The 24191-nt window shown below is 46.5% G+C and carries 23 protein-coding genes; 9 read left to right on the forward strand and 14 right to left on the reverse strand.

Annotation, left to right across the window (positions count from 1 at the left end; genetic code table 11):
- Nucleotides 1-19: 19 nt before the first annotated feature.
- The 13 genes from bamA to BM331_RS12230 all read right to left on the reverse strand — a co-directional run bounded on the left by bamA (nt 20) and on the right by BM331_RS12230 (nt 14074).
- A complete protein-coding gene (gene bamA / locus BM331_RS08725) occupies nt 20-2296 on the reverse strand; it encodes an outer membrane protein assembly factor BamA (protein WP_074928941.1) in 2277 nt (758 codons plus the stop codon).
- A gap of 2 nt (nt 2297-2298) precedes the next feature.
- Complete coding sequence (gene rseP / locus BM331_RS08730) at nt 2299-3666, reverse strand: RIP metalloprotease RseP (RefSeq protein ID WP_074929023.1); 1368 nt, start codon at nt 3664-3666, stop codon at nt 2299-2301.
- Between the two features lie 18 nt (nt 3667-3684).
- On the reverse strand, nt 3685-4926 hold the full coding sequence (gene ispC, locus BM331_RS08735; RefSeq protein ID WP_074928943.1) for a 1-deoxy-D-xylulose-5-phosphate reductoisomerase: 1242 nt from the start codon (nt 4924-4926) through the stop codon (nt 3685-3687).
- On the reverse strand, nt 4923-5750 hold the full coding sequence (locus BM331_RS08740) for a phosphatidate cytidylyltransferase (RefSeq protein WP_074928945.1): 828 nt from the start codon (nt 5748-5750) through the stop codon (nt 4923-4925). The genes ispC and BM331_RS08740 overlap by 4 nt, the downstream gene beginning before the upstream one ends.
- 34 nt (nt 5751-5784) lie before the next feature.
- Nucleotides 5785-6576, reverse strand: a complete 792-nt coding sequence (uppS, locus tag BM331_RS08745; protein ID WP_074928947.1) for a polyprenyl diphosphate synthase — start codon at nt 6574-6576, stop codon at nt 5785-5787.
- Nucleotides 6577-6579: 3 nt separating this feature from the next.
- Nucleotides 6580-7137, reverse strand: a complete 558-nt coding sequence (frr, locus tag BM331_RS08750) for a ribosome recycling factor (protein WP_074928949.1) — start codon at nt 7135-7137, stop codon at nt 6580-6582.
- Between the two features lie 100 nt (nt 7138-7237).
- Nucleotides 7238-7951: a UMP kinase gene (pyrH, locus tag BM331_RS08755; RefSeq protein WP_074928951.1), complete on the reverse strand. Its 714-nt coding sequence runs from the start codon at nt 7949-7951 to the stop codon at nt 7238-7240.
- A 552-nt stretch (nt 7952-8503) separates the two neighbouring features.
- Nucleotides 8504-9388 carry a translation elongation factor Ts gene (gene tsf, locus BM331_RS08760; RefSeq protein ID WP_074928953.1) on the reverse strand — a complete coding sequence of 295 codons (885 nt, stop codon included), beginning with the start codon at nt 9386-9388 and terminating at the stop codon, nt 8504-8506.
- 72 nt (nt 9389-9460) lie between these two features.
- Complete coding sequence (gene rpsB / locus BM331_RS08765) at nt 9461-10216, reverse strand: 30S ribosomal protein S2 (RefSeq protein ID WP_074928954.1); 756 nt, start codon at nt 10214-10216, stop codon at nt 9461-9463.
- Between the two features lie 213 nt (nt 10217-10429).
- On the reverse strand, nt 10430-11116 hold the full coding sequence (locus BM331_RS08770) for a helix-turn-helix domain-containing protein (protein ID WP_074928956.1): 687 nt from the start codon (nt 11114-11116) through the stop codon (nt 10430-10432).
- Nucleotides 11117-11220: 104 nt separating this feature from the next.
- Nucleotides 11221-11559 (reverse strand): c-type cytochrome, encoded by a 339-nt coding sequence (locus BM331_RS08775; protein WP_256214868.1) that lies wholly within the window; start codon nt 11557-11559, stop codon nt 11221-11223.
- Nucleotides 11560-11769: 210 nt separating this feature from the next.
- Entirely contained in the window at nt 11770-13782 is a 2013-nt protein-coding gene (locus BM331_RS08780) for a TonB-dependent receptor (RefSeq protein ID WP_074929025.1), read from the reverse strand.
- A gap of 169 nt (nt 13783-13951) precedes the next feature.
- Nucleotides 13952-14074, reverse strand: coding sequence for a hypothetical protein (locus BM331_RS12230; protein WP_256214869.1), 123 nt, complete (start codon nt 14072-14074; stop codon nt 13952-13954).
- A gap of 501 nt (nt 14075-14575) precedes the next feature.
- Here BM331_RS12230 and BM331_RS08790 point away from each other — a divergent pair.
- The 7 genes from BM331_RS08790 (at nt 14576) to icd (ending at nt 20885) form a co-directional block, all read left to right on the forward strand.
- Entirely contained in the window at nt 14576-15472 is an 897-nt protein-coding gene (locus BM331_RS08790; protein WP_083414735.1) for a 3',5'-nucleoside bisphosphate phosphatase, read from the forward strand.
- Nucleotides 15473-15584: 112 nt separating this feature from the next.
- Nucleotides 15585-16217: an L-threonylcarbamoyladenylate synthase gene (locus tag BM331_RS08795; protein WP_074928961.1), complete on the forward strand. Its 633-nt coding sequence runs from the start codon at nt 15585-15587 to the stop codon at nt 16215-16217.
- Entirely contained in the window at nt 16210-16875 is a 666-nt protein-coding gene (locus BM331_RS08800) for a site-2 protease family protein (protein ID WP_074928965.1), read from the forward strand. The genes BM331_RS08795 and BM331_RS08800 overlap by 8 nt, the downstream gene beginning before the upstream one ends.
- A 76-nt stretch (nt 16876-16951) precedes the next feature.
- Complete coding sequence (locus BM331_RS08805) at nt 16952-18154, forward strand: tryptophan--tRNA ligase (RefSeq protein WP_074928967.1); 1203 nt, start codon at nt 16952-16954, stop codon at nt 18152-18154.
- The gene (locus tag BM331_RS08810; protein ID WP_074928969.1) at nt 18154-18999 is read left to right on the forward strand and encodes a segregation and condensation protein A; all 846 of its coding nucleotides are present in this window, start codon (nt 18154-18156) and stop codon (nt 18997-18999) included. The genes BM331_RS08805 and BM331_RS08810 overlap by 1 nt, the downstream gene beginning before the upstream one ends.
- Nucleotides 18965-19615: an SMC-Scp complex subunit ScpB gene (gene scpB / locus BM331_RS08815; RefSeq protein WP_074928971.1), complete on the forward strand. Its 651-nt coding sequence runs from the start codon at nt 18965-18967 to the stop codon at nt 19613-19615. The genes BM331_RS08810 and scpB overlap by 35 nt, the downstream gene beginning before the upstream one ends.
- 22 nt (nt 19616-19637) lie before the next feature.
- Complete coding sequence (gene icd / locus BM331_RS08820) at nt 19638-20885, forward strand: NADP-dependent isocitrate dehydrogenase (RefSeq protein WP_074928973.1); 1248 nt, start codon at nt 19638-19640, stop codon at nt 20883-20885.
- Nucleotides 20886-21023: 138 nt separating this feature from the next.
- Here the strand turns inward: icd and cspE are convergent, their stop codons facing one another.
- Nucleotides 21024-21227 carry a transcription antiterminator/RNA stability regulator CspE gene (gene cspE, locus BM331_RS08825; RefSeq protein ID WP_074928975.1) on the reverse strand — a complete coding sequence of 68 codons (204 nt, stop codon included), beginning with the start codon at nt 21225-21227 and terminating at the stop codon, nt 21024-21026.
- Between the two features lie 372 nt (nt 21228-21599).
- Here cspE and clpS point away from each other — a divergent pair, with 372 nt between their 5' ends.
- Together clpS and clpA are read left to right on the forward strand one after the other, a co-directional pair.
- Entirely contained in the window at nt 21600-21911 is a 312-nt protein-coding gene (clpS, locus tag BM331_RS08830; protein WP_074928978.1) for an ATP-dependent Clp protease adapter ClpS, read from the forward strand.
- A 1-nt stretch (nt 21912) separates the two neighbouring features.
- Nucleotides 21913-24183, forward strand: coding sequence for an ATP-dependent Clp protease ATP-binding subunit ClpA (gene clpA, locus BM331_RS08835; protein ID WP_074928979.1), 2271 nt, complete (start codon nt 21913-21915; stop codon nt 24181-24183).
- Nucleotides 24184-24191: the final 8 nt, after the last annotated feature.

Raw genomic sequence — 24191 nt, forward strand, 5'->3', positions numbered from 1 at the left:
CTAATACGATTTTTCAGATTCAGAAAGTCTGTCCAAACTGAAACTGGAAACGTTGCAATTTGTCGCCTGGTTTATCATTAAGTGGCTGGGCAATACTGAACTTTAGTGGCCCCATGGGAGAAATCCAAGTTGCAGCCAATCCGGCAGAATAACGAAAATCATCAAATCCCAGTCCGGAAAATGAATTAATAATTGTACCGCCATCCGCGAACGCACTCAGGCGAACTGATTTGTCTTCCTTCATAAACGGTACCGGAAACAATACTTCAACGTTACCGACTATACGCTTGCTGCCTCCCAGAGCCAGATTATTATTGTCACGAGGCCCCAACGTATTGATGTTGTATCCTCGAACCGAATTAAAGCCACCTGCAAAAAAATTCTTGAAGAAAGGTAGCGGTTTGCCGGAATATCCATCACCCACTCCCACTTCACCATTCAGCATCAGGGTAAACAGCCTGGAGACAGGAAAAAACCATCTCTGCTCATAACTGACTTTGTAGTAATTCAGGTCTCCGAACGGCATACCAAATTCGCCAAATAATCGCTGCATCAATCCAGAGGTTGTCCAGATCGCACTGTCACGACGATCACGCGCCCAGCTCAAGGTAAGCGGAAGATTATTGGAAGTCTTGCCAAATTGATCGACAAAATCCCTGAAACGTTGCGGGCTGTCATTGCGCAGATCAATTTTGGTGTGTTCATAACCCAGCCCCAATGAAACCACGTCATTTTCCGCGACAGGGATACCAAAGCGAATATTGGCACCAGTCGTATCGGTATTGAACACCCCTACACTGCTCAGAGAGCGGGTATTGATGTCACGTTTAAACGCTTCCAGACCGAGACTGACTCCATTAATCGTATAGTACGGATTACTGAATGAAGCCGAGATAATCTTGTTAACGCTCCCGGTATTCACCTGCAGACTGAGAAAATTACCCGTTCCCAGAATATTGTTCTGGGCAATTGATCCATTCAGAATAATTCCTTCGCGATCGGAATAACCAGCACCAAACATGATTGCCCCGGTCGGCTTCTCAACTACATTGACATTGATATCCACCTGATCCGGTACATCTGCAACTGGAGGGGTTTCGACGTTAACACTGGTGAAAAAATCCAGCCTGTCCACCCGTTGGCGGGAGCGGTTGATCTGTTCGGTAGAATGCCAGCCCCCTTCCATCTGCCGGAATTCACGACGTATCACTTCATCCCGGGTACGTTCATTACCGCTGATGTTGATGCGTCTGACATAAACCCGGCGCCCTGGGTCAATAAAGAAAGTAAAAGCTGTCTTGCGAGTTTCCTTGTCCAGCTCCGGTGAGGCATTAACATTGGCAAAGGCGTAACCGTCATTCCCCAGCCTGTCACTGATCAGCTTGATAGATTCAGTCAGCTTTTCGCGGGCAAATACGCCACCTGGCTCCAGTTTAATCAGCTTGCGCAATTCTTCTTCCGGCACAAGCAGCTCGCCTGCAAGTTTTATATCGGATACCGTATATTGAGGACCTTCCGTTACATTGACTGTAATGTAAATATCTTTCATATCCGGCGTAATCGAAACTTGCGTAGATTCGATATTGAACTCTAGATATCCCCGATCAAGATAATAGGAACGCAGCGTTTCAAGATCAGCCGATAATTTTTGCTTTGAATACTGATCGTCCTTCGTAAACCATGTCATAAAACCCGGTGTTTTGAGACTGAACAGACCGGTCAGCTCATCTTCAGGAAAAACATGATTGCCGACAATGTTGATTTGCTTGATTCGAGCTGTTTTTCCTTCCTTGATGTCAAAGTTGATGCCGATACGGTTCCGTTCCAGCGGCGTGGTTGTGGTCGTAATTTTGACGGCATACTTACCCCGGCTGATGTACTGACGCTTCAATTCCTGCTCAGCTTTTTCAAGTAGCGAACGACTGAAAATACGGGATTCTGACAAGCCTGCCTGCTTCAGCCCTTCCTTGAGCTTATCCTTGTCAAATTCCTTTGCGCCGTTGATTGTGATTTGCGCGATTGCAGGACGTTCCTGAACCTGCACAATCAGCAGCTCTCCTTCGGATTTCAGTTTGACATCACTAAAAAAACCGGTTGCATACAGTGCCTTGATCGCTGCACTGGCTTTTTTACTGTCGAGCACATCGCCAACTTTAACAGGCAGATAACTGAATATTGTTCCGGCTTCGGTACGCTGAATACCTTCTACCCGGATATCCCTAACCACGAATGAATCATTTGCCGCGCAACCTATTGAATACAGGAAAAAAAATAACGCATAAAACCTGAATTTCATGTCTATTCAGCAGCCAGACGAAGTAGATCGTTATATATTGCAAACACCATCAACGTAATCAGCAAAGCCATACCAATCTGATTACCGACATACATTATTTTTTCAGATAATGGTATTCCCCGCACCACTTCGATCAAGTAATACATCAGGTGCCCGCCATCCAGAACTGGAATCGGTAGAAGATTCAACACACCAAGACTGATACTAATCAGAGCCAGGAATCCCAGGTAGGCAGCAAACCCCATTTGAGCCGACTGGCCAGCATAGTTTGCAATGGTAATCGGCCCGCTGATATTCTTCAGCGAAACATCACCAGTTACCATTTTCCCAAGCATGCGCACGGTAAAATAAGACATTTCCCAAGTCTTGGTAACCGCTTTAATCAAAGCTGCCATCGGAGGATAGCTGGTTTTCACTAGCAGATTTTCTAGTATCTCATGATGGATTTCAGGCGTAATTCCAGCCTTGCCAATTTCAGCATGACCCTCGGATACGGTTTCCGGCTGTAATGACATAACAAGCACCCGGCCATCCCGCATCACCTCAACCGAGAGTGTGTGCCCGGGATTTGAACGCACCATATCGACAACATCTTCCCAGGTGGAGACTTCCTTTCCATTAATCGCCACAACTCTGTCGCCAGTCTTGAGACCCGCGTGTTCTGCCGCCCCGCCAGCCATCACCTGATCAATAACCGGAGCAATAATTGGCCGATAAACACTCAAGCCCAGTCGGTTCAGAAAATCGCTTTCAAGATCTTCTGCGCCAAGACTGCTCAAATCGAGCTTAAGCTGACGAGAAATTCCACTTTCACCTGCAACTGTTATCCTCACATCAGGATTCTTGTCTACTGCATTATCCAGCAATAGCAGTCGGGTTTCCTGCCAGGTGGTAATTGCCTGATCGCCGATTCCGGTAATGGTATCTCCGTTTCTGAAGCCTGCTGAAGCCGCAAGTGTTGCGGGTTCAATTTCTCCCAGGATTGGCTTTACGCCACTGATACCAAGTATAAAAAGTAACCAGTACAACAAAATAGCTAATAAAAAATTGGCCACAGGGCCTGCAACTACGATAGCGAAACGCTTGGAAACAGGTTGTCGATTAAACGCACGCGGAAGTTCGTCAGCGGAAACTCGCCCTTCCCGTTCATCCAGCATCTTGACATATCCTCCCAGAGGGATCGCAGCAACCACCCATTCCGTCTGATCACCACCAAGGCGTTTTTTGAACAGGGGCTGACCAAATCCGAGAGAAAAGCGCAGCACCTTGACTCCACACCAACGAGCGACCAGATAATGACCAAATTCGTGAAAAGTGATCAGCAGACCCAGTGCAATTACGAATGCAAAAATAGTTGAGAGCAGTGTCATATCAAAGATCTGCAAAAATTATCCATTCCACTGCTCGGTACGAAATAACGGAGCCCCAGACCGCTCTCTTTGCCAGGTCTGATTATCCAACCATTTGCGAGCTATCTCACGCGCCTGTAAATCAGCAACAAGCACATCTTCCAAGTCTGTAACTTCCTGTCTGTCTATTGATTCCATTACATATCCGATGATCGCAGGGATTGCCGTGAAAGGTATTTCACCGGCCAGAAAAACTTCAACCGCAACTTCATTGGCAGCATTCAGTACGGCTGGCATATTACCTCCCTTTGAAAGGGCTTCATATGCAAGCCTGAGACAGGGGAATCGCTCGAAATCCGGAGCTTCAAAATTCAATTGTGCAATTTTGAAAATATCCATGGATTGCACACCACTTTCCATTCGCTCGGGATAACCCAACGCATGTGCTATCGGCGTGCGCATATCCGGATTACCGAGTTGGGCAAGCACCGAGCCATCAATATATTCAACCATAGAATGAATGACGCTTTGCGGATGAACAACCACCTGGATTTTTTCGGGTTCTACATTAAACAGCCAGTGCGCCTCAATGACTTCCAGCCCTTTATTCATCATGGTAGCCGAATCAACTGATATTTTTCTGCCCATCACCCAGTTGGGATGAGCACAAGCTTGCTCCGGCGTAACGGTTGACAAGGTCTGCAGATCTGCTTTACGGAAAGGTCCTCCCGAGGCAGTCAGCAATATCCGGCGCACCCCAGAACTAATCAGATCTCCATTGTAATGTTGTGGCAATGACTGAAAAATCGCATTGTGTTCGCTGTCTATCGGTAATAACGTTGCATGATATTGTCTGACCGTATCCATAAAGATACGGCCAGCCATCACCAGCGTCTCCTTGTTAGCCAGAAGAATATGTTTGCCCGCCCGCGCAGCTGAGAGTGTCGGACGAATACCTGCCGCACCAACAATCGCTGCCATAACCGTATCGATTTCTGGCAAAGATGCTACTTTTTCCAGTGATTCGATACCTGAAAGCACCATGGTATCCAAGCCTGCCACACGCAATTTAGCTGCCAGTTGCTCGGCACTCTGAGCGTTAAGCATCACAGCATACAACGGATAAAATCGTTTACACTGCTCAAACATTTTTTCAACATTCTTATCGGCAGTCAGGGCAATCGCCTGAAACCGGTCGGGATGTCTGGCTACCACATCCAGTGTGCTTTCCCCAATGCTGCCGGTCGAGCCCAAGATGGTCAAATGACGGATTGGAGTCATAATTCAGTCGAATAAAATAAGATGGCCGCTAGCGCAGCAACGGGCAAGACCGGGATCAACGCATCAATACGATCCAGTATACCGCCGTGACCTGGTAAAATACTGCCACTATCCTTAACGCCTGCCTGCCGTTTCAATAATGATTCAAACAAATCACCCACTATTCCCAGCACCGCGAGCACAAGCAACAAAGGAACCAGCAAGCTAATCAGTTTGTTTTCCCTATCTACTATATAAAACCAGATCAACGCATAGATCAATACACCAACTAGCGCAGCAGCCACTCCCTCCCACGTCTTTCCAGGACTGATCTGCGGTGCAAGTTTATGCTTGCCATAGGTACGCCCGATAAAATAGGCAACGCTGTCAGATACCCACACTACTCCCATGAATCCAAGTAACAATAATGGATCTATCGCACGAAGCTGATAAAGTGACAGACACACTGGCAGCAATACCAGCCAGCCGGTTAACATGAATACCCACACATTGCGGATGGGTTGGGTTGTTACCAATTGGTAAGGTACCGCCAATAACCAGAAGATGGCAGATGCGATATAAAACCAGATCATCGATGAATCTGCCGGATTTCTGGCTACCACCATGCTGGTCAAGAATAATAGCTCCCCTCCCAGCAAGGTGGTGAAAATCATATAAAGAACAGTCTGGCCAACTGAGAAACGCCCCAGACGACACCACTCCCTGGCTGCTGTAACAGTCAATCCCAGGAGTAATACGGCCCAGAAAATATCCGGTAGATAAAATAATGCCGCCAGAAAGGCGGTCAATAATATGAGTGCAGTAAAGAGTCGGGTGCTAAGCATGAACGGGTGAGTCCCGTTAATTGAACAATGATGGTTAAACTTTATTTTCGTTCAAGATCTTATCCTTGATTTCCTGCCGACTTGCAAGCTGCTCACTTGTTTGGCCAAATCGGCGCTCACGTTTCTGGTAGGAAAGGATAGCCTTGTCAAGAGTTGATACATTGAAATCCGGCCACAAGGTATCGGTAAAATACAGTTCGGTATACGCAAGTTGCCAGAGCAAAAAATTGCTGATCCGACATTCTCCTCCTGTGCGAATGAATAAATCCGGCTCGGGAGCATCCGCCATAGCTAAGCATCTGGAAAGATCAGATTCATTAAAGTCCATGGTTGAATCAGAGCTTTGGGCGATCATTTTACGTACAGCCTGCATGATATCCCAGCGTCCTCCGTAATTTGCAGCCACCGTAAAATGCAAACGAGTGTTACCGGCAGTAAGCATCTCACCATGCCGAACACATTCGATTATTCTGGGATCGAATTTCGAAAGATCACCAATCACCCTGAACCGGACTCCATTTTCATGCAAGCTGGCGACCTCCCGTTCAAGCGCAGCAAGAAACAGCTGCATCAGCAACTTGACCTCTTCTGCAGGTCTTCGCCAGTTTTCACTACTGAACGCAAAAATTGTCAGATACGGAACGCCTTTTTCAATGCAGGCTTTGATCGTGCCTCGTACTGCCTCAACACCCTGAGTATGCCCTGCTATTCGTGGCAGATAACGCTGCTTTGCCCACCGGCCATTACCATCCATGATAATAGCGATATGCTTGGGTGTCATCCCGGTTTCCGGGATTCCACGAGTTGAACTCAATATTGAAGGCATATATCAGACAGCCATCAATTCTGCTTCTTTGGTTTGCAGCAGCTTGTCTACCTCGGCAATATATCGGTCTGTCAGTTTCTGGATATCATCCTGCGCACGGCGATCCTCATCTTCCGCGATCAACTTGTCCTTCAACAACTCTTTCAACTGGGTGTTAGCATCACGCCGAATATTCCTCATTGCGATACGAGCTGTTTCCGCTTCTGTTCTAACAATTTTGGTCAAGTCCTTGCGTCTCTCTTCTGTCAAAGGAGGCATAGGCACTCTCACCATTTCACCCGCAGTCATCGGATTTAAGCCCATATCAGAATCTCGTATCGCTTTTTCAATGGCTGAAAATGCTTTTTTATCCCATGGAATAACACCTATGGTCCGCGCATCAGCCAGGGTTACATTCGCAAGCTGCCTGATCGGCGTAGGTGTTCCATAGTAGTCAACTGTTATATGATCCAGCAGTCCTGTATGTGGACGTCCACTTCTTACTTTGCTGAAATCAACTTTAAGTGCATCTAGGCTTTTCTGCATTTTCTGCTCAGTAGCCTTTTTTACATCAGCAATCATATTTAAGTAGATATTGATATTAAAAAGCGATTACAACAATGCACATACGCTCTGCCATATACCGCGCGGAATAACAATATTTTAGATAGCATCCAAAAATTCAGACAATTACCGAGGTTCCTTCATCTTCACCCATGATAACTCGTTTGAGTGCTCCGGTCTTAAAAATACTGAATACATTGATGGGAAGCTTCTGATCACGGCACAAGGTCAGCGCAGTAGCATCCATTACCTGAAGGTTTTTATTAATTGCCTCATCAAAAGTCAGGTTACGAAAACGTTGTGCATCCTTATTTTCAAAAGGATCACTGGTATAAATCCCATCAACTTTGGTCGCCTTGAGAACTATGTTGGCATTCATTTCCATACCACGCAAGGCAGCTGCTGTATCCGTAGTAAAAAAAGGATTACCGGTTCCCGCAGCAAATATGACTACTTTACGTTCATTTAAATAACGCAAGGCCTTGCCACGAATATAAGGTTCCACGACTTGATCTATCCGCAAAGCTGATTGTACCCGTGAGACAACGCCATTCCGTCTCATCGCATCATGTAATGCTAAAGCATTCATGGTGGTAGCAAGCATTCCCATATAATCAGCTGTTACGCGATCCATGCCATCTCCCGCAGATTTCATACCACGAAAAATATTACCCCCACCTACCACAATCGCAACCTCAACGCCTAACTGCAACACTCCAGCAATCTCGACGACGATACGCTCAACCACTGTACGATCAATGCCATACTGCGCATCACCCATAAGAGCCTCGCCCGACAACTTCAATAAAATACGCTTATAGACGGCTGGCATATATGCCCGTGTAATGGAAATTTATCGTAAAGTCTTCCTGAAAATTGATCACGCTGCTATCCATACACTATCAACAGCTACTCCAGATTCTGTTGAGACTCCTCTGGAGTGATGACAGCAGATAGCAGGAAATGGCTGACGAGAAGCTGCAGTCGATCTTATCGCTGTGCAAAGGAAAGAAAGAGCGATCGTGTTCCATTTGTTAAATTCGACTGACAAGTTTCGCCAGAAACTGGCCTGTGCGTATATCCATAACACAGCCTCTACATAACTGGTAATTGTTCGTATCGCTGCGCTCCGGATCGTCTGCCTTGTCCAAACAATAGAGCTCCATCTTTGCTCACTGTGCCTCTGTTCATACGTGAATTGAGCTCCAATAATCCATTAGAAACCCATAGAAGATATATAGAATTTACGCCTGATGGATAAATTCAGGCTGAGGCACAATCCGCATACACCAGATACTGAATCTCAACAGATCCTAGCTTATAGTGACAAGCCGTTATTTACCTCTGTCGCACACTCGGTCAAACCAATCACTAGAAAATATTCTTATTTTGATTGACTTACCTGCGCCATAACCTCAGCTGCAAAATCATCAGATTTCTTTTCGATTCCCTCACCTACAACGTACAGTGTAAAATTATTGACACCAGCAGACTTTGTTTTTAACAGCTTTTCGACAGTCTGCTCGGGATCTTTGATAAAAGGCTGACCTAACAATGTAACTTCCGCCAAATATTTGGCAACCCGCCCTTCTACCATTTTCTCAATTATATTAGCCGGTTTACCACTTTCTGCCGCCTGGGCAGTAAATATCTGACGCTCATGCTCAAGTAAATCAACAGGCACTTGCGCACTTGATACGCAAACAGGCTTGCTGGCTGCAATATGCATGGCTATATCTTTACCCAGGACTTCGTCTCCTCCCGAATAATCAACCATTACCCCGATCTTGCTTCCGTGCAGATACATCGCGAGACGACCTTCGGCCTGGTAACTGATTCCACGACGAATACTAATATTTTCGCCCAGCTTCATAATCAAAGCCTTGCGAACAGATTCAACCGTTTCTCCACCAGTCAAAGGCATTTCAGCCAATAATGCCGTATCCGGAACACATTGGCTCACCATCAATTTCGCCAGATCACTGGCAAAACTGATGAAATCTTCATTTTTGGCAACAAAGTCGGTTTCACAGTTAACCTCTACCAGTGCGCCCTGTTTGCCATCAGCAGTAATGAACCCACTAATAACTCCTTCCGCAGCAATACGGCCAGCCGCTTTACTCGCTTTGGCTCCACTTCTGATCCGCAATAAATCTTCAGCGGCCTTCATATCTCCATCAGCCTCGGATAAGGCTTTTTTACATTCCATCATGCCCAAGCCGGTAAGCTCGCGCAATTCTTTAACCATACTTGCAGTAATCTCTGCCATACTGACTCCGTATCCGGTTAATACAAAAACTTTGAATAATCTATTTCAACAAGAGGCGGTAACGGAGATCATTTACGCACCTGCAGACAGGTCTTGACCGGACAGAATCTCACTATCAGTTTTACCCATCTCGACAATTTCCTGGATGGCTTGGTTGCGCCCCTCCAAAATGGCATCTGCCATGGCGCGCGCATAAAGTCGTATCGCTTGGCTGGAATCATCATTTCCCGGTATCACATATTGAATACCGGCCGGGCTATGATTTGTATCTACTACACCCACAACCGGAATGCCCAGTTTACTCGCCTCGATAATCGTGCCTTTCTGGTACCCCACATCAATCACAAACATGGCATCCGGCAGTCCTTTCATCTCCTTGATGCCACCAAGACTGTTGTTCAGCTTTTCCAGTTCACGCTGAAAATCAAGAGCCTCTTTCTTTACCAGCTTGTTTAATGTCCCATCTTGCACCATTTTTTCCATATCTTGCAAACGCTTGATCGATTGCCTGATCGTCTTGAAATTGGTCAGCATTCCTCCCAACCAGCGCTGATTAACATAAGGAGCGCCACACCGGATTGCTTCTTCTTTGACAATATCACGTGCCTGGCGCTTAGTTCCCACGAAAAGAATTGTCTCTTTATTTGCTGTTAACCTGCGAGCATAATCCAGCGCATCCCTGAACATGACAAGCGTATGCTCGAGATTAACGATATGAATTTTATTACGCTGACCGAAAATATATGGGGCCATTTTCGGGTTCCAGAAACGGGTTTGATGGCCAAAATGAACACCCGCTTCCAACATTTGCCGCATAGTAACTGACATGAATTCTCCCTAGGGTTAACCGCTACTTATCGACGTACTTCCTTAATGAAGGCACCCTATTTTGATAAGCGCGAGTTGTAAGTTATATTATAAAAGTTAATGAAATAAGAAATTTCTCCAGCGCATAAAATTGCTTCTGGCACCGAACACAATTATAACATGGCAGATCCCGCGCTCAAGAAAACTCACTTTTCAAATTGAATGAAACCGGAATCAGTCCGCTGAATTACCAACTCTGAAGTTCAACTTATCAACATCATGTAATGTGATATGTTTGATATTAACCGTGATAAGGCCTTCCTCCTGCAGCTTGGAGAATGATCGGCTGACCGTCTCCAGCTTGAGCCCCAGATAGCTACCAATATCTTCCCTTGTTGCTCTCAAAATAAAATCTGTTGGCGAATATCCTCGCCTGGCCAGACGGGTTGACAGGTTAAGCAAAAAAGCAGCCAACCGTTCTTCTGCTCGCATGCCGCCCAGTAACATCATAACCCCTCTGTCCTGCACAATTTCACGGCTCATAATCTTGTGAAGCTGACTCATCAGCGAAGGAATATTTTGCCCGATTTCCTCAAGTTTTTTGAAAGGCACTTCGCAGACCTCACTATCAACCAGCGCAACCGTGTCACAAGTATGCTTCTCCGGACTGATCGCATCCAGCCCCAACAGCTCGCCTGTCATATAAAAGCCAGTCACCTGCTGGCGCCCGTCCACCTTCAGCACACAAGTTTTAAAGGAGCCATTTTTTACCGCGTAGAGTGACTTGAAATCAGATCCGGCATGCGATAAATACTCGCCTCTCCGCACCCTGAATTTATAATTGATCAGATTTCCAAGGTACTCTATTTCCTCATCAGTCAATCCCACCGGCAGACACAATTCTCGAAAACTGCAAGTCATACAGTCGGATCTTTGCTGCAGGACAGTGGAATTACCGGGTATTGCGCAGTTATACAAGACGACTCCCACCTTAATTTAGAGAGGAACAAAGACCAGGCACTAATTTATCTGGCAACACTATTCCCCAGCACATACTCCGCCAGACTCTGCGCAGAATCCCCCGTCAAATTTGGAAAAGCGGGCATCCCAATTCCTTTACCATTTTTCACTCTTTCCATGATAGCGTCCGCATTAGTCATCTCGGGCTTCAATATCATTACGTTGCCGCTCACAGGCGTATGGCACTGCACACAGGCTTCCTTAAAAATCTTTTCACCTGTCGCGCCTGATGATGGCATGTAGTCATTACTTCTGATGCAACCACCCAACGCAGACAACACAAAACCGAGCAGCATCACAGGCAAAATAGTTTTCATTTTTCTGGCATCTATCAGCAATAACATCTCTAAAAACAGCCAAGCTTACAGGCAACCGATCAAGTCTAGCATACTTACCACTCACTCGGATTAATTCCAATAAAGACACATTAAAATCAATTGGTTATCATGAGATCATCAAATATGAAAAAAGCATAATTGTTACGAACCAAAAGCTTGTAATGAATCAATGAATTTCAGCCACCTCGAAAGCCTGAGTTCATCATAGTATTGATCCTAAAAATTCACACGCACTCCCGCAAGACCAGAACGCCCAGGCAATGGCGCGCGATCCTTCAAAAAAGAGGTATGCCGCCGCGCTTCCTCATTTAACAAATTGGAGCCTCGCACGAACAGGCTGCAATTCATCTCCCCCCAGTCAAACCCATAATCCAGCTGAACATTCAGCATTGTGTAACCAGCGGTAGCTGTTTCCAGTGAAGCGGTATCAGTCTGTTTGTATACTTGCATCATATCAACTTTCCCTCGCCAGGGGCCATAGGTATAATCAAGCGCACCTCCGAAACGAAGTGGCGTTATCCGTGGCAAATATCCCCCCGTGGACAGTCGCCCGCGCACGTAGTCAGTCCACAACCGCAAATCCAGTTTGCTACGACGATTGTTGAGCAGATGAATAATCGTTTCGAATTCCGCTCCTATGAAATTTGCATTACTCTGATCATAATTCAGTAATAACAGGCCATCCTTGTCCAGCACGCCCTTGATATCGACACGATCCGGCAATCTGTCACCTGTCAAATCTGATTCCCGCAAAAATATAAAATCACCGATCTGTTTGGCAAACAGGTTAAGTGTCCAGTTTAAATTCCCGTTTTGTTTGCTCAGAGACAGATCAATACTACTGGTCTTTTCCGGCGAGAGTGTGGTTCTGCCCACTTCAAATGTATTTGTAGCCAGATGCGGCCCGTTGGAATACAGCTCTTCCAATGCCGGGGCCCGCAGCGCGTAGGAAAGACTCCCACCCAGCGAATAATTCTCCTGAAATTTCCATGTTGCACCGCTTGAAATACTGAAAATGTCATGACTGACTTCAAAAGCGTCATTTTTACGCTCCGTCCATTGATGTTCAAAGCGCCCGCCCACCTCAATAATCCAGCGTCCGGCATCTAGTTTTTCCAGCAAGAATACCCCCAACGAATCCAGGTGAGAATCGGGAACAAAGGCCTCTTCACCAGCAGTAGAAAGATTGCGATTCTGGTATTGCAGTCCCAGCACACCCCTCCAATTACTTAGGGGCTGGTGCAGCATCTCAAGCCGACCATCCCACTCACGATTCAGCAGCAACGTTCCATTCCCATCATCTCCCGATTCCCGATGCGCATGATCGTTATAACCCCAGCGTATTTTTATTTTCTGCAACCCAGGCAGAGGTTGATTTAACGCCCCCTTCATATCGAAACGCGTCTGCTTTTGTCTGATTCGCGCCCCCTCTTCATGGCCCGATACAGCATCGTCACCATGCAAACCTTCGTCATGCCCGTGATCATGCCCCGGCACGCCATAGTGATTAACAAAGCGACTGACTGCGACCCCAAAAAAACCACGTTCGTCAATATAAGATAAACCACTGGAAAAATTTGTTGTCCGGACATCGCTGTTCTCAAGCACACCTTTTTTCGCACCAGGCTCTGGCTCAATCTGCGCGAAACCGGGTATCGAATAATTCCCGGTGTGCCGCTTCATTCCATCCAGATGCCAGGCAAAATGCCCGGCTCCCGCATTAAGTCGGAATGCTCCCGTAAAATCATCAGCAACCGAGCTGTAATGCCCATACAGATCCCCCTCCATTTCATTAGGGATATGATCTGGTATCCGTTGATTAACGACATTCACCACTCCACCACTGGCTCCGGAGCCATAAAGCAAAGTCGAAGGTCCGCGAAAAATTTCAACCTGATCGGCAAACAACGCCTCTACTGCCACGGCATGATCAGGGCTGACCGTGGAAACATCCATCGTACCAACACCATCCTCCAGCACCCGCACCCGCCCGCCGCCCAGGCCGCGGATTATTGGGCGACCGACCGCCGGCCCGAAATCACTGCTGGATACACCCAGCTCCTGAGAAACTGCTTCACCAACATTACGTAAATCACGTGTTTGAATACGTTCTCGTTGCAAAATTGATACAGGCTTGGGTATATCTGCCTGAGTTCCACTTAAAGGATCAGCCGTCACCACGATGGGTTGAAGTGATATGGATTCAGTCGCTGCAGACTCAAATGCCATACCATCAGACACTTCCGATACTTCCCGGGCGCAGGCGCAAAACGAAACCAACAACCCTGCAAATACTATCAGACCGGTTAAAGCCTCCGGTTTTCCTGAATCAAATTTGAATAAACGGAAAAGTTCGATTATGCTACTGCTTACAAACAAAACGATGAACATAGGAGGTTTAAATGTTTAGATTTTCATTTTTAGCAATCGCCTGCGCAGCCATCTTGGCGTTAAGTGCCTGCGAAGAGAAAAAAAGCCTTGATGGGCACTCAATGGAGAAACCACCTCCCTCAGCTTTCATGGAGCGTGATTCCGCCCCAGATCTCGACAACCCTGAAGGGATGGCTACGAGTTCATCTTCACCCGAAGAGGAAAAGGGCCAACCTTAAAACTTCACAATTATAAACAGCTCACCAGTACAATTAGCGTGATCTGTATGATGCCATGCATAGCCTTCTTATTTGAAAGATGTGTAGCAAAATCTAAGGAAGGCTATGTAGGTAAAGTGAAATCGGAACAAACAGCCTCTCTTGCGAGTGCGCAAGATTAATTAGCCTCACCATCCATACATATTCGCCATGTTCTGGCTCTGGCGCATATTTACCCGCCATCACAAGAAACAACTCAATATTTACTGGCAGTAATAAATATTGTCCAAAAGGTACTCGCAGAAACAAGTTGTAGCGTAGTCGTTAGTTCATCGATGGAATTTATACACAAAAACTCCCTGTGAAAACATGATAGAAATTGCTACCCACAACACCCGCGCCCGTTAAGCTATTTTTATTATGGCTGTTTTGCTATGATGAGGAACCTTGTGATCACACATTCTTCGATGTTAAACATTGACTTGCACAGCCACTCAACCATATCCGATGGTATGTTATCACCCTCTCGATTATTGGCGCACGCAGCCTCGCGTGGTGTAAATATACTGGCATTAACAGATCATGACGATATTGCGGGGTTGAGTGAAGCCCGCCACCGCGCCCTGCAGGAAAATATCACATTAATCAACGGCGTTGAGATTTCTGTCACGTGGCGCAGCCGGACTTTACACATCATAGGACTTAGAATCAACCCCGAGCATCCACCACTGGCAGATGGGTTAGAAGAAATCCGAGATGGCCGTATGGATCGGGCACAAGCAATTGCTGCACAACTGGATAAATACGGTATTCATGGCAGTCTTGAGGGTGCTCGTGCCCAGGCTGGTGAAAGCAGATTAATCGGTCGCACACACTTCGCCCGTTTTCTGGCTAGCCAGGGATACGCCAAGGATGTCAAATCCGTATTCAAAAAATTCCTGGTCAAAGGCAAGCCTGGCCATGTCTCACACGTATGGACCAGTCTGAGTGAGGCCATAGATTGGATTCGTGGCAGTGGAGGTCAGGCTGTCATTGCCCATCCAGCTCGCTACAAGCTGGGTAATAACCTGCTCGAACAATTACTTAGCGAATTTTGTGAGCTAGGGGGGGCAGGAATAGAAGTTGTCTCTTCCAGCCATACGTCCGAACAAACTCGGCAATTTGCACAACTGGCTTCTCGCATGAATCTGTACGCATCGTGCGGATCCGACTACCATGGCCCGGGAGAAAGTTACTTTGATCTGGGCCGATTACCCGCGTTGCCGCCCGAATGTACCCCGATATGGTCAGAATGGAAAATTTCAGACATTCAGAAAAAGTCAATCCAGTAACCATAAATGAGCAAGCCGGATAAACCAGATTATTATTCTCTGGAAAGTTACCTATTTCACTCAATCATGAAACTGTTGTAATTTCCTTATATAACCGCTTTAAAAAATAGCCATGGCTCAATTTTTTTCCATACATCCACAAACACCCCACTTAAGACTTATCCGCCAGGCAGCTGATATCGTTCGCAAAGGCGGCATAATTGTTTATCCAACCGATTCCTGTTACGCACTGGGTTGCCAGATCGGCAACAAGGAGGCAATGGATCGCATACGCACCATTCGCAAAGTGGATCAGAATCATAATTTCACACTGGTGTGCCGGGATCTGGCGGAAATAGCAACGTATGCCAAAGTGGACAATGCGCAATATCGTCTGCTTAAAACCGCCACACCCGGCAGCTATACTTTTATTCTGACTGCGAGTCGCGAAGTTCCACGTCGGCTCCAACATCCCAAGCGCCACACAATCGGGCTACGCATCCCCGAGCATCCTGTCACACAGGCATTATTAGCCGAATTAAACGAACCTCTGCTGAGCTCAACACTTATCCTCCCAGAGGACGAGCTGCCACTGAATGATGCCGAAGAAATACGCCAGCGCCTGGAACATCAGGTCGAGTTAATCATGGATGCCGGCTCCTGTGGCACCAACATGACTACGGTAATTGATCTGACGGAAGCAACCCCGAGAATCGCCCGCCTTGGAAAAGGGGATCTCTCACCCTTCGGAATCACGAATGGATGACATCATTCAAGGTATCGCTATTTACGCACTGCCTGTTATTTTTGCCATCACATTGCATGAGGCCGCCCACGGCTATGTTGCCCGGCATTTTGGTGATCTAACCGCAGAAAAAGCCGGGCGTATCAGCCTGAATCCACTCAGGCACATTGATCCTTTTGGCACTATTCTACTTCCCTTAATGATGTTCCTGGCTAGCAAACTGGTAATGGGTAACGGCCTGCTTTTTGGCTGGGCCAAACCGGTCCCCGTTAATTTCAACCAGTTACGACAACCCAAAAAAAACATGCTGTGGGTAGCTGCCGCCGGCCCAGGTGCCAACCTGCTAATGGCCTTCTTCTGGGCAGCCATCATCAAATTCGGAATAAGTGTACCTGACGGTACTTATGCCAAGCCCATGATATTAATGGGCATCGCTGGTATCGAAATTAACGTGGTTTTGATGGTGCTGAACCTCTTACCCCTGCCACCGCTTGATGGTGGACGTATAGCAGTAAGTCTGCTGCCCAACAAACTTGCCTGGAAATTTGCTCAAATTGAACCCTATGGGTTTGTAATTTTGCTGGTACTACTCGTCAGCGGTGTCCTGGGGGTGGTGCTATGGCCTCTGATTACAATCACCAAACAGATGATCGTCATACTTTTTGGTCTTTATGTATAAATAGTGTTCTCTCTACGTATCGCCAGGCACCCTTATATTTTTTCTTCGATTCCACGCTATCCGGAGCTCTGTAAAAATGTTTGTTGATCGCGTTCTCTCAGGCATGCGTCCTACAGGAAATCTACATCTAGGACATTACCATGGTGTATTGAAAAACTGGTTAGCCTTACAGCAGAAATATGAATGCCTCTTTTTTGTGGCTGACTGGCATGCATTGACGACTCATTACGACTCCCCCGAAATCATTGAGCAGAATAGCTGGAATATGGTAATCGACTGGCTGGCAGCAGGAGTAGATCCTACACAGACAACCTTATTCATTCAGTCGAAAGTCCCCGCACACGCCGAGTTATATTTATTATTATCAATGATTACCCCACTTGGCTGGCTGGAACGTGTCCCTACTTACAAAGATCAGCAGGAAAAACTTGTTGCGAAGGATCTCAGTACCTACGGTTTTCTCGGGTATCCTCTCCTGCAAAGTGCTGACATACTGGTTTACCGGGCCAATCTTGTTCCTGTAGGAGAAGACCAGGCACCTCACCTGGAGTTTACGCGTGAAGTATCTCGCCGGTTTAACCATATCTTTGGCAAAGAACCGGATTTTGAGAAAAGGGTAACACAAGCCATTAAAAAAATGAGCTCTGAAAAAGGAAAGCTTTATGGTGAACTGCGTAATCGCTATCAGGAAAAAGGTGACGAGAATGCGCTTACTGAAGCCAGATTATTACTGGAGGAACAACAAAATCTTGGCATGGATGATCGCGAGCGGCTATCCGGTCATCTGGAAGGAAGAAGTAAGGTCATTTTGCCTGAGCCACAAACGCTATTGACCAAAGCATCCAAAATGCCCGGCCTGGATGGCCAGAAGATGTCCAAATCGTATGGCAACACAATCGGCTTGCGTGAAGATGCGGACAGTATTGCTCGAAAAATTCGCACCATGCCAACTGATCCAGCACGCATTCGCCGCAACGACCCTGGTAATCCGGAGAAATGTCCAGTATGGCAATTCCACCAACTTTATTCATCAGAAGATACCCGGAAATGGGTATGGCAAGGCTGCACAACCGCAGAGATCGGGTGCCTGGAATGCAAACAACCGATCATTCAGTCAATACGGGAAGAACAGGCGCCCATTCTGGAACGTGCCAAAATGTATGAGGAAGACCCTGCTCAAGTAAAAAAAATTGTCGCCGAAGGATGTAAAAAAGCCAATCAACTGGCGGAAGAAACTATGCGGGATGTCAGAGCGGCATTGGGGATCGGGTATCCGTGATGAATGACATATCCAGACAAGCCTTTGCAGATACCGGGAATATACTGGATAACGCTGCATTAATCGACCCGGTTGCAAGAGTACAGGGCATACCGCTACTGGAGGTTCCACAAGATTTATACATTCCACCCGAGGCACTCCAGATTTTTCTGGAAACCTTTGAAGGACCGCTTGATCTGCTACTTTATCTGATCCGCAAGCATAATCTGGATATTCTTGATATTCCCATGGCCGAACTCACGCGGCAATATATCGCTTATGTCGAAACCATGCGCGCTGATCAGCTTGAGCTGGCTGCTGAATATCTGCTCATGACTGCGTTACTGATCGATATCAAATCTCGCATGCTGCTGCCGCACCCGGCCATCATCCAGGAAGAGGAAGTCGATCCCCGGGCAGAGCTGGTACGGCGACTCTTGGAATATGAACAAATCAAACAGGCCGCCATCCACATACATAGCCTGCCGATTGTTGGCAAAGATTTTATGTTGGCCTCTGTCTGGACTGATTTCATTGCTGAAAAACAGTTCCCTGATGTCAATCCTCAAGATTTGTACGATACCTGGCTTGCACTGATGGAACGCCTCAAACTTAACTGTAACCACACCATTCGTTACGAAGCCATCTCTGTACGGGCATGCATGAGTGAAATTCTGAAAAACCTGCAACCCCGGGGCAGCGCTTCCTTTACTGAATTATTCAGTAATATCTCAAATATTCACAAACTTGTAGCCAGTTTCCTTGCGCTGCTGGAGTTAGCGCGGGAAGCGCTGGTTGATATTGTTCAATCAGATCGCTTTGGAACAATTTATGTCCACACCTGCCATTCTGACCGAACCAGTTGAAGCAAATCTGGTTCTTTCGCTGAATGATCAGATTGTCAGGGTTGTTGAAGCCGCATTGTTAACAACATCCGAGCCTTTGATCATTAACGATCTCAAGAAGCTCTTTGAGGGTGATATTGATAAAAAAATACTGCAGGAATCCCTGACAATCCTGGATAAGAAATGGCGTGACAGCGGGATAGAACTGGTTTCAGTCGCAGGAGGCTGGCGCTTCCAAAGTAAGCCTGAAATGCAAATTTTCCTGGATCGGCTCAGCCCACAAAGGCCGCCCCGCTATTCGCGTGCAGTAATGGAAACTTTAGCCATCATCGCCTACCGGCAACCTGTCACCCGTGGAGATATTGAAGAAATCCGGGGAGTAGCGGTTTCTACACAAGTTATTAAAACCCTGGAATCACGCGGCTGGATTGAAACTATTGGACAGCGCGAAATACCGGGCAAACCTTATCTTTATGCAACCACCCGGCATTTTCTTGATGATCTGAATTTGCAATCTCTGGAACAGCTCCCCTCCCTGGAAAATTTTAATTCCCTGAATATATCCGCAGAGGAAAAGCCAAATGATCAGGGAATAGATCAAGAGTCCAGCAAATCCGCCATTCACGAGTCAATATAATTTTTCAACTTCTGGAGACACTATGTATCAACATATCAAGGTACCAGCCACCGGCAGCAAAATTCAGGTAAAAAATGACTCTTCCCTGATCGTGCCAGATAATCCAATCATCCCTTTTATTGAGGGAGATGGCACAGGTATAGATATCACACCCGTCATGATCGAAGTGATCAATGGTGCCGTAAAAAAAGCATACGGTGATTCCCGGAAGATTTCCTGGATGGAAATTTATGCAGGCGAGAAATCGACTCGTGTCTATGGACGGGATGTCTGGCTGCCAGACGAAACCTTGCAAGCGGCAAAGGAATTTGTGGTATCCATCAAGGGGCCATTAACCACACCAGTAAGCGGTGGCATCCGGTCAATCAATGTCGCATTACGCCAACTGCTGGATCTGTATATTTGTCTGCGCCCGGTACGGTATTTCCAGGGTGTCCCCAGCCCGGTCAAACAGCCGGAGAAAGTGGATATGATCATATTTCGTGAAAACTCGGAAGATATCTATGCGGGTATCGAATGGGAAGCCGGAACAGCAGCTGTTGAAAAAGTAATTAATTTTCTGACAACAGAAATGGAAATCACCAAGATCCGATTTCCTCAATCTTCCGCGATCGGGATAAAACCAGTTTCAAAAGAAGGTAGCGAACGTTTGATCAGAAAAGCCATTCAGTATGCAATCGACCATAAACGGCGCTCTGTCACCTTGGTGCACAAAGGAAATATCATGAAATTCACAGAAGGTGCTTTCAAGAAATGGGGTTACGAACTGGCAGCAAAAGAATTTGGCGCAGAGCTACTGGATGGTGGGCCGTGGATGAAACTGCAGCACGATGGTAATGAAATTATCATCAAGGATGTTATTGCTGATGCCTTCCTCCAGCAAATCTTGCTGCGTCCCGATGAATATGATGTTATCGCCACCCTGAATTTAAATGGTGACTATATTTCTGATGCTCTGGCCGCACAGGTGGGTGGTATCGGAATCGCTCCCGGAGCAAATCTGAGCGACAGCATAGCGATATTTGAGGCGACACACGGCACAGCACCAAAGTACGCTGGCAAAGATCAAGTCAATCCAGGATCAATCATCCTGTCAGCAGAAATGATGCTCAGACACATTAACTGGCACGAAGCAGCCGATATCATTATCAGTTCAATGGAGAAAACAATACAGGACAGAATCATGACCTATGATCTGGCAAGACTTACACCAGATGCTAGGCAGGTCACTTCTTCAGAATTTGGGAGTGCAATGATACAAAGAATGTAACAGAACTCATGAAATCAAGATTCCCTGTAACATTTACCTCAGTAAATCTATTTTAGAAATTAAACCCCGGCCTGACATTATAAAAACTTCAGGCCGGGGAAAAACCGACCTCTAAAGGTCAGCTTTTACACCACCAAGTTAGGCAGCTTGAATATTTGAAGCTTGCTTGCCTTTTGGTCCTTGCGTAACTTCAAAGCTTACTTTTTGGCCTTCCTTCAGGGTCTTGAAGCCTGACATATTGATCGCGGAAAAATGCGCGAACAAATCCTCGCTGCCGTCATCCGGTGTAATAAAACCAAATCCTTTAGAATCATTGAACCACTTTACTGTGCCTGTTGCCATTTCTACTTCCTATAAAAAACTGGGCCGGATACCCTGATACTATTTGAATTTCAAGACCGCAAACGGCTCTAACCAGTACTGCAGAAAACTTGAAGCCAAACGCCGGTTGCAGTTTTACGCAAAATATGTCCCAAGTCAAGCAAAGATACGATGTTGATGCTACAAATTTTCACTTATGAAATGAGGCAAATAACTACTTGACTAATCACTCAAGAAAGACAGGAACTTTGTCGTAATCGACCCAGATGACTCCAGGAAAGAAGGTGGCTATAAACACCGGAAAGATCGGGTTAGCGGTTAGAATACAGAAGTCAGTACTGATAAATATTTTTCTTATAAAATACCAGACCCAGAACATCGAAAACGTAAGCCATGGCAACAGATAACCGAAATCCTGAAAGTGTTATCGAAAAAGGCAAAACCAGATTGACCCCCCCGCCTTTATATAAGGTAATACTGATTAATGATGATTTTACCCCCATGGATTTCGTGGTAAAGGTGTTACGCCACTTCTTCTTCATGGATGAAGAAATGGCAACCCGAATCATGTTGAAAATTCACACTGAAGGTGTAGGAACATGTGGAACTTATCCCGGCGATATTGCAGCCACAAAAGTACAGCAGGTTAATGAATTATCAAAACAAAATCAGCATCCACTCATGTGTGTGATGGAGAAGGAATAATATGATTGCGCAAGAACTGGAAGTAAGTTTGCATATGGCTTTCGTCGAGTCACGACAAAAACGTCACGAATTCATTACGGTTGAACACCTGCTACTGGCTTTGCTAGATAATCCCAGCACCACAAAAGTGTTGCTTGCCTGCGCAGTTGATATCGAGGATTTACGCAAATCCCTGCAAGATCATATTGCTCGCCATACACCAGTAGTAGAAGGATCCGGGGATGTTGACACCCAGCCCACTCTAGGCTTTCAGCGGGTCATCCAAAGAGCAATTCTCCATGTCCAATCCTCCGGCAAAAAAGAGGTCACCGGTGCTAACGTTCTGGTCGCAATTTTTGGCGAGAAAGATTCACACGCAGTTTATTTTCTGCAGCAGAAAGGTATAACACGACTGGATGTAGTGAATTATATTTCTCACAAGATAGACAAGACGGCACAGAACAGCGAATCTGAAAAAAATGAGGAAAGTACTGACAATGAGCAACGGGATTCAGGCAGCCCGCTGGAAAGTTACACCATCAATCTGAACAGCCAGGCAGCTGCTAACCGGATAGATCCTCTGATCGGACGTGAAAAAGAGGTTGAGAGAGTCATTCAGACATTATGTCGCCGCCGCAAAAATAACCCTCTGCTGGTTGGTGAGGCAGGTGTAGGAAAAACTGCTATTGCCGAAGGGCTGGCCAGAAGAATTACTGAAAACCGGGTGCCGGATGTACTTGCCAATCACCAGGTTTATGCCCTGGACATGGGAGCATTACTGGCTGGAACAAAATATCGGGGTGATTTTGAGCAGCGGCTGAAGGCGGTATTAAAGCAGCTCACTGACAATCCCAAAGCAATTCTGTTCATCGACGAAATCCACACTCTGATCGGTGCTGGCGCTGCATCGGGCGGTACACTGGATGCATCCAATCTGCTCAAACCCGCACTCAGCTCCGGGCAGCTTAAATGTATCGGAGCCACTACCTACAACGAATATCGTGGAATTTTTGAAAAAGATCACGCCCTGTCCCGTCGCTTCCAGAAAATTGATATCTCCGAACCTGATATCAGCGAAACCGTGGAAATTCTGCGCGGGTTAAAATCCCGCTACGAAAAACATCATAATGTCAGATATACCGAAGTTGCACTAACAGCAGCCGCAGAATTGTCAGCACGCTTCATCAATGATCGTCATTTGCCAGACAAGGCAATTGATGTCATCGATGAAGCCGGCGCTGCCCAGCGAGTGCTCCCCAAATCCAGACAGCGGAAAATTATCGGTAAACAGGAAATTGAGCATGTTATTGCTGGAATAGCGCGGATACCGCCACAGAATGTTTCCAATGATGACCGTAATAAACTTAAAACACTGGATCGTGACCTAAAAGCCATCGTTTTCGGGCAGGATGCAGCAATTGATGCGCTCACTGCTGCCATTAAAATGGCGCGTAGTGGCTTGGGAAATACCGGCAAACCTATTGGCTCCTTCCTGTTTTCCGGGCCAACCGGCGTAGGAAAAACTGAAGTGGCACGTCAGCTCGCCTATACACTCGGCATCCCTCTGCATCGCTTTGATATGTCCGAATACATGGAACGCCACGCAGTTTCAAGACTGGTCGGTGCGCCGCCGGGCTACGTTGGATTCGATCAGGGAGGCCTACTGACTGAAACGATCATCAAACAACCACACGCTGTACTGCTGTTTGACGAGATCGAAAAAGCACACCCTGATATCTTCAATGTCATGCTCCAAATCATGGATTATGGAACGTTAACGGACAACAACGGGCGCAAGGCTGATTTTCGTAACGTGATCATCGTTATGACGACTAACGCGGGCGCTGATACACTCACCAAGACAGCAATCGGATTTACCAAGCATGCAAAATCCGGAGATGAAATGATTGAAATCAAGCGGCTGTTCACGCCCGAGTTTCGTAACCGGCTAGACGCTATTATCTCGTTTGCACCCCTGAGCGAAACCATTATATTGCGCGTTGTTGACAAGTTTCTGATAGAGCTGGAAGCACAGCTGCAAGAAAAGAAAGTGGATGTTACGTTCACCGACAACCTGCGCAGTCATCTTGCCAACCATGGATTTGACCCGCTAATGGGTGCTCGCCCTATGGCTCGGCTTATTCAGGATATTATCCGCCGGGCACTCGCTGATGAATTGCTATTCGGACAATTGGCTAACGGTGGCAAGGTGACCGTAGACATTGGTGAAGACAGCAAAGCTGTTCTCACATTTGAAAATAAGGAAAATGTAGCTGCACCCATCACATCTTGAAAACCAAA

Source organism: Nitrosomonas eutropha (assembly GCF_900116685.1).
In the GTDB taxonomy this organism is placed as follows: Bacteria; Pseudomonadota; Gammaproteobacteria; order Burkholderiales; family Nitrosomonadaceae; genus Nitrosomonas; species Nitrosomonas eutropha_A.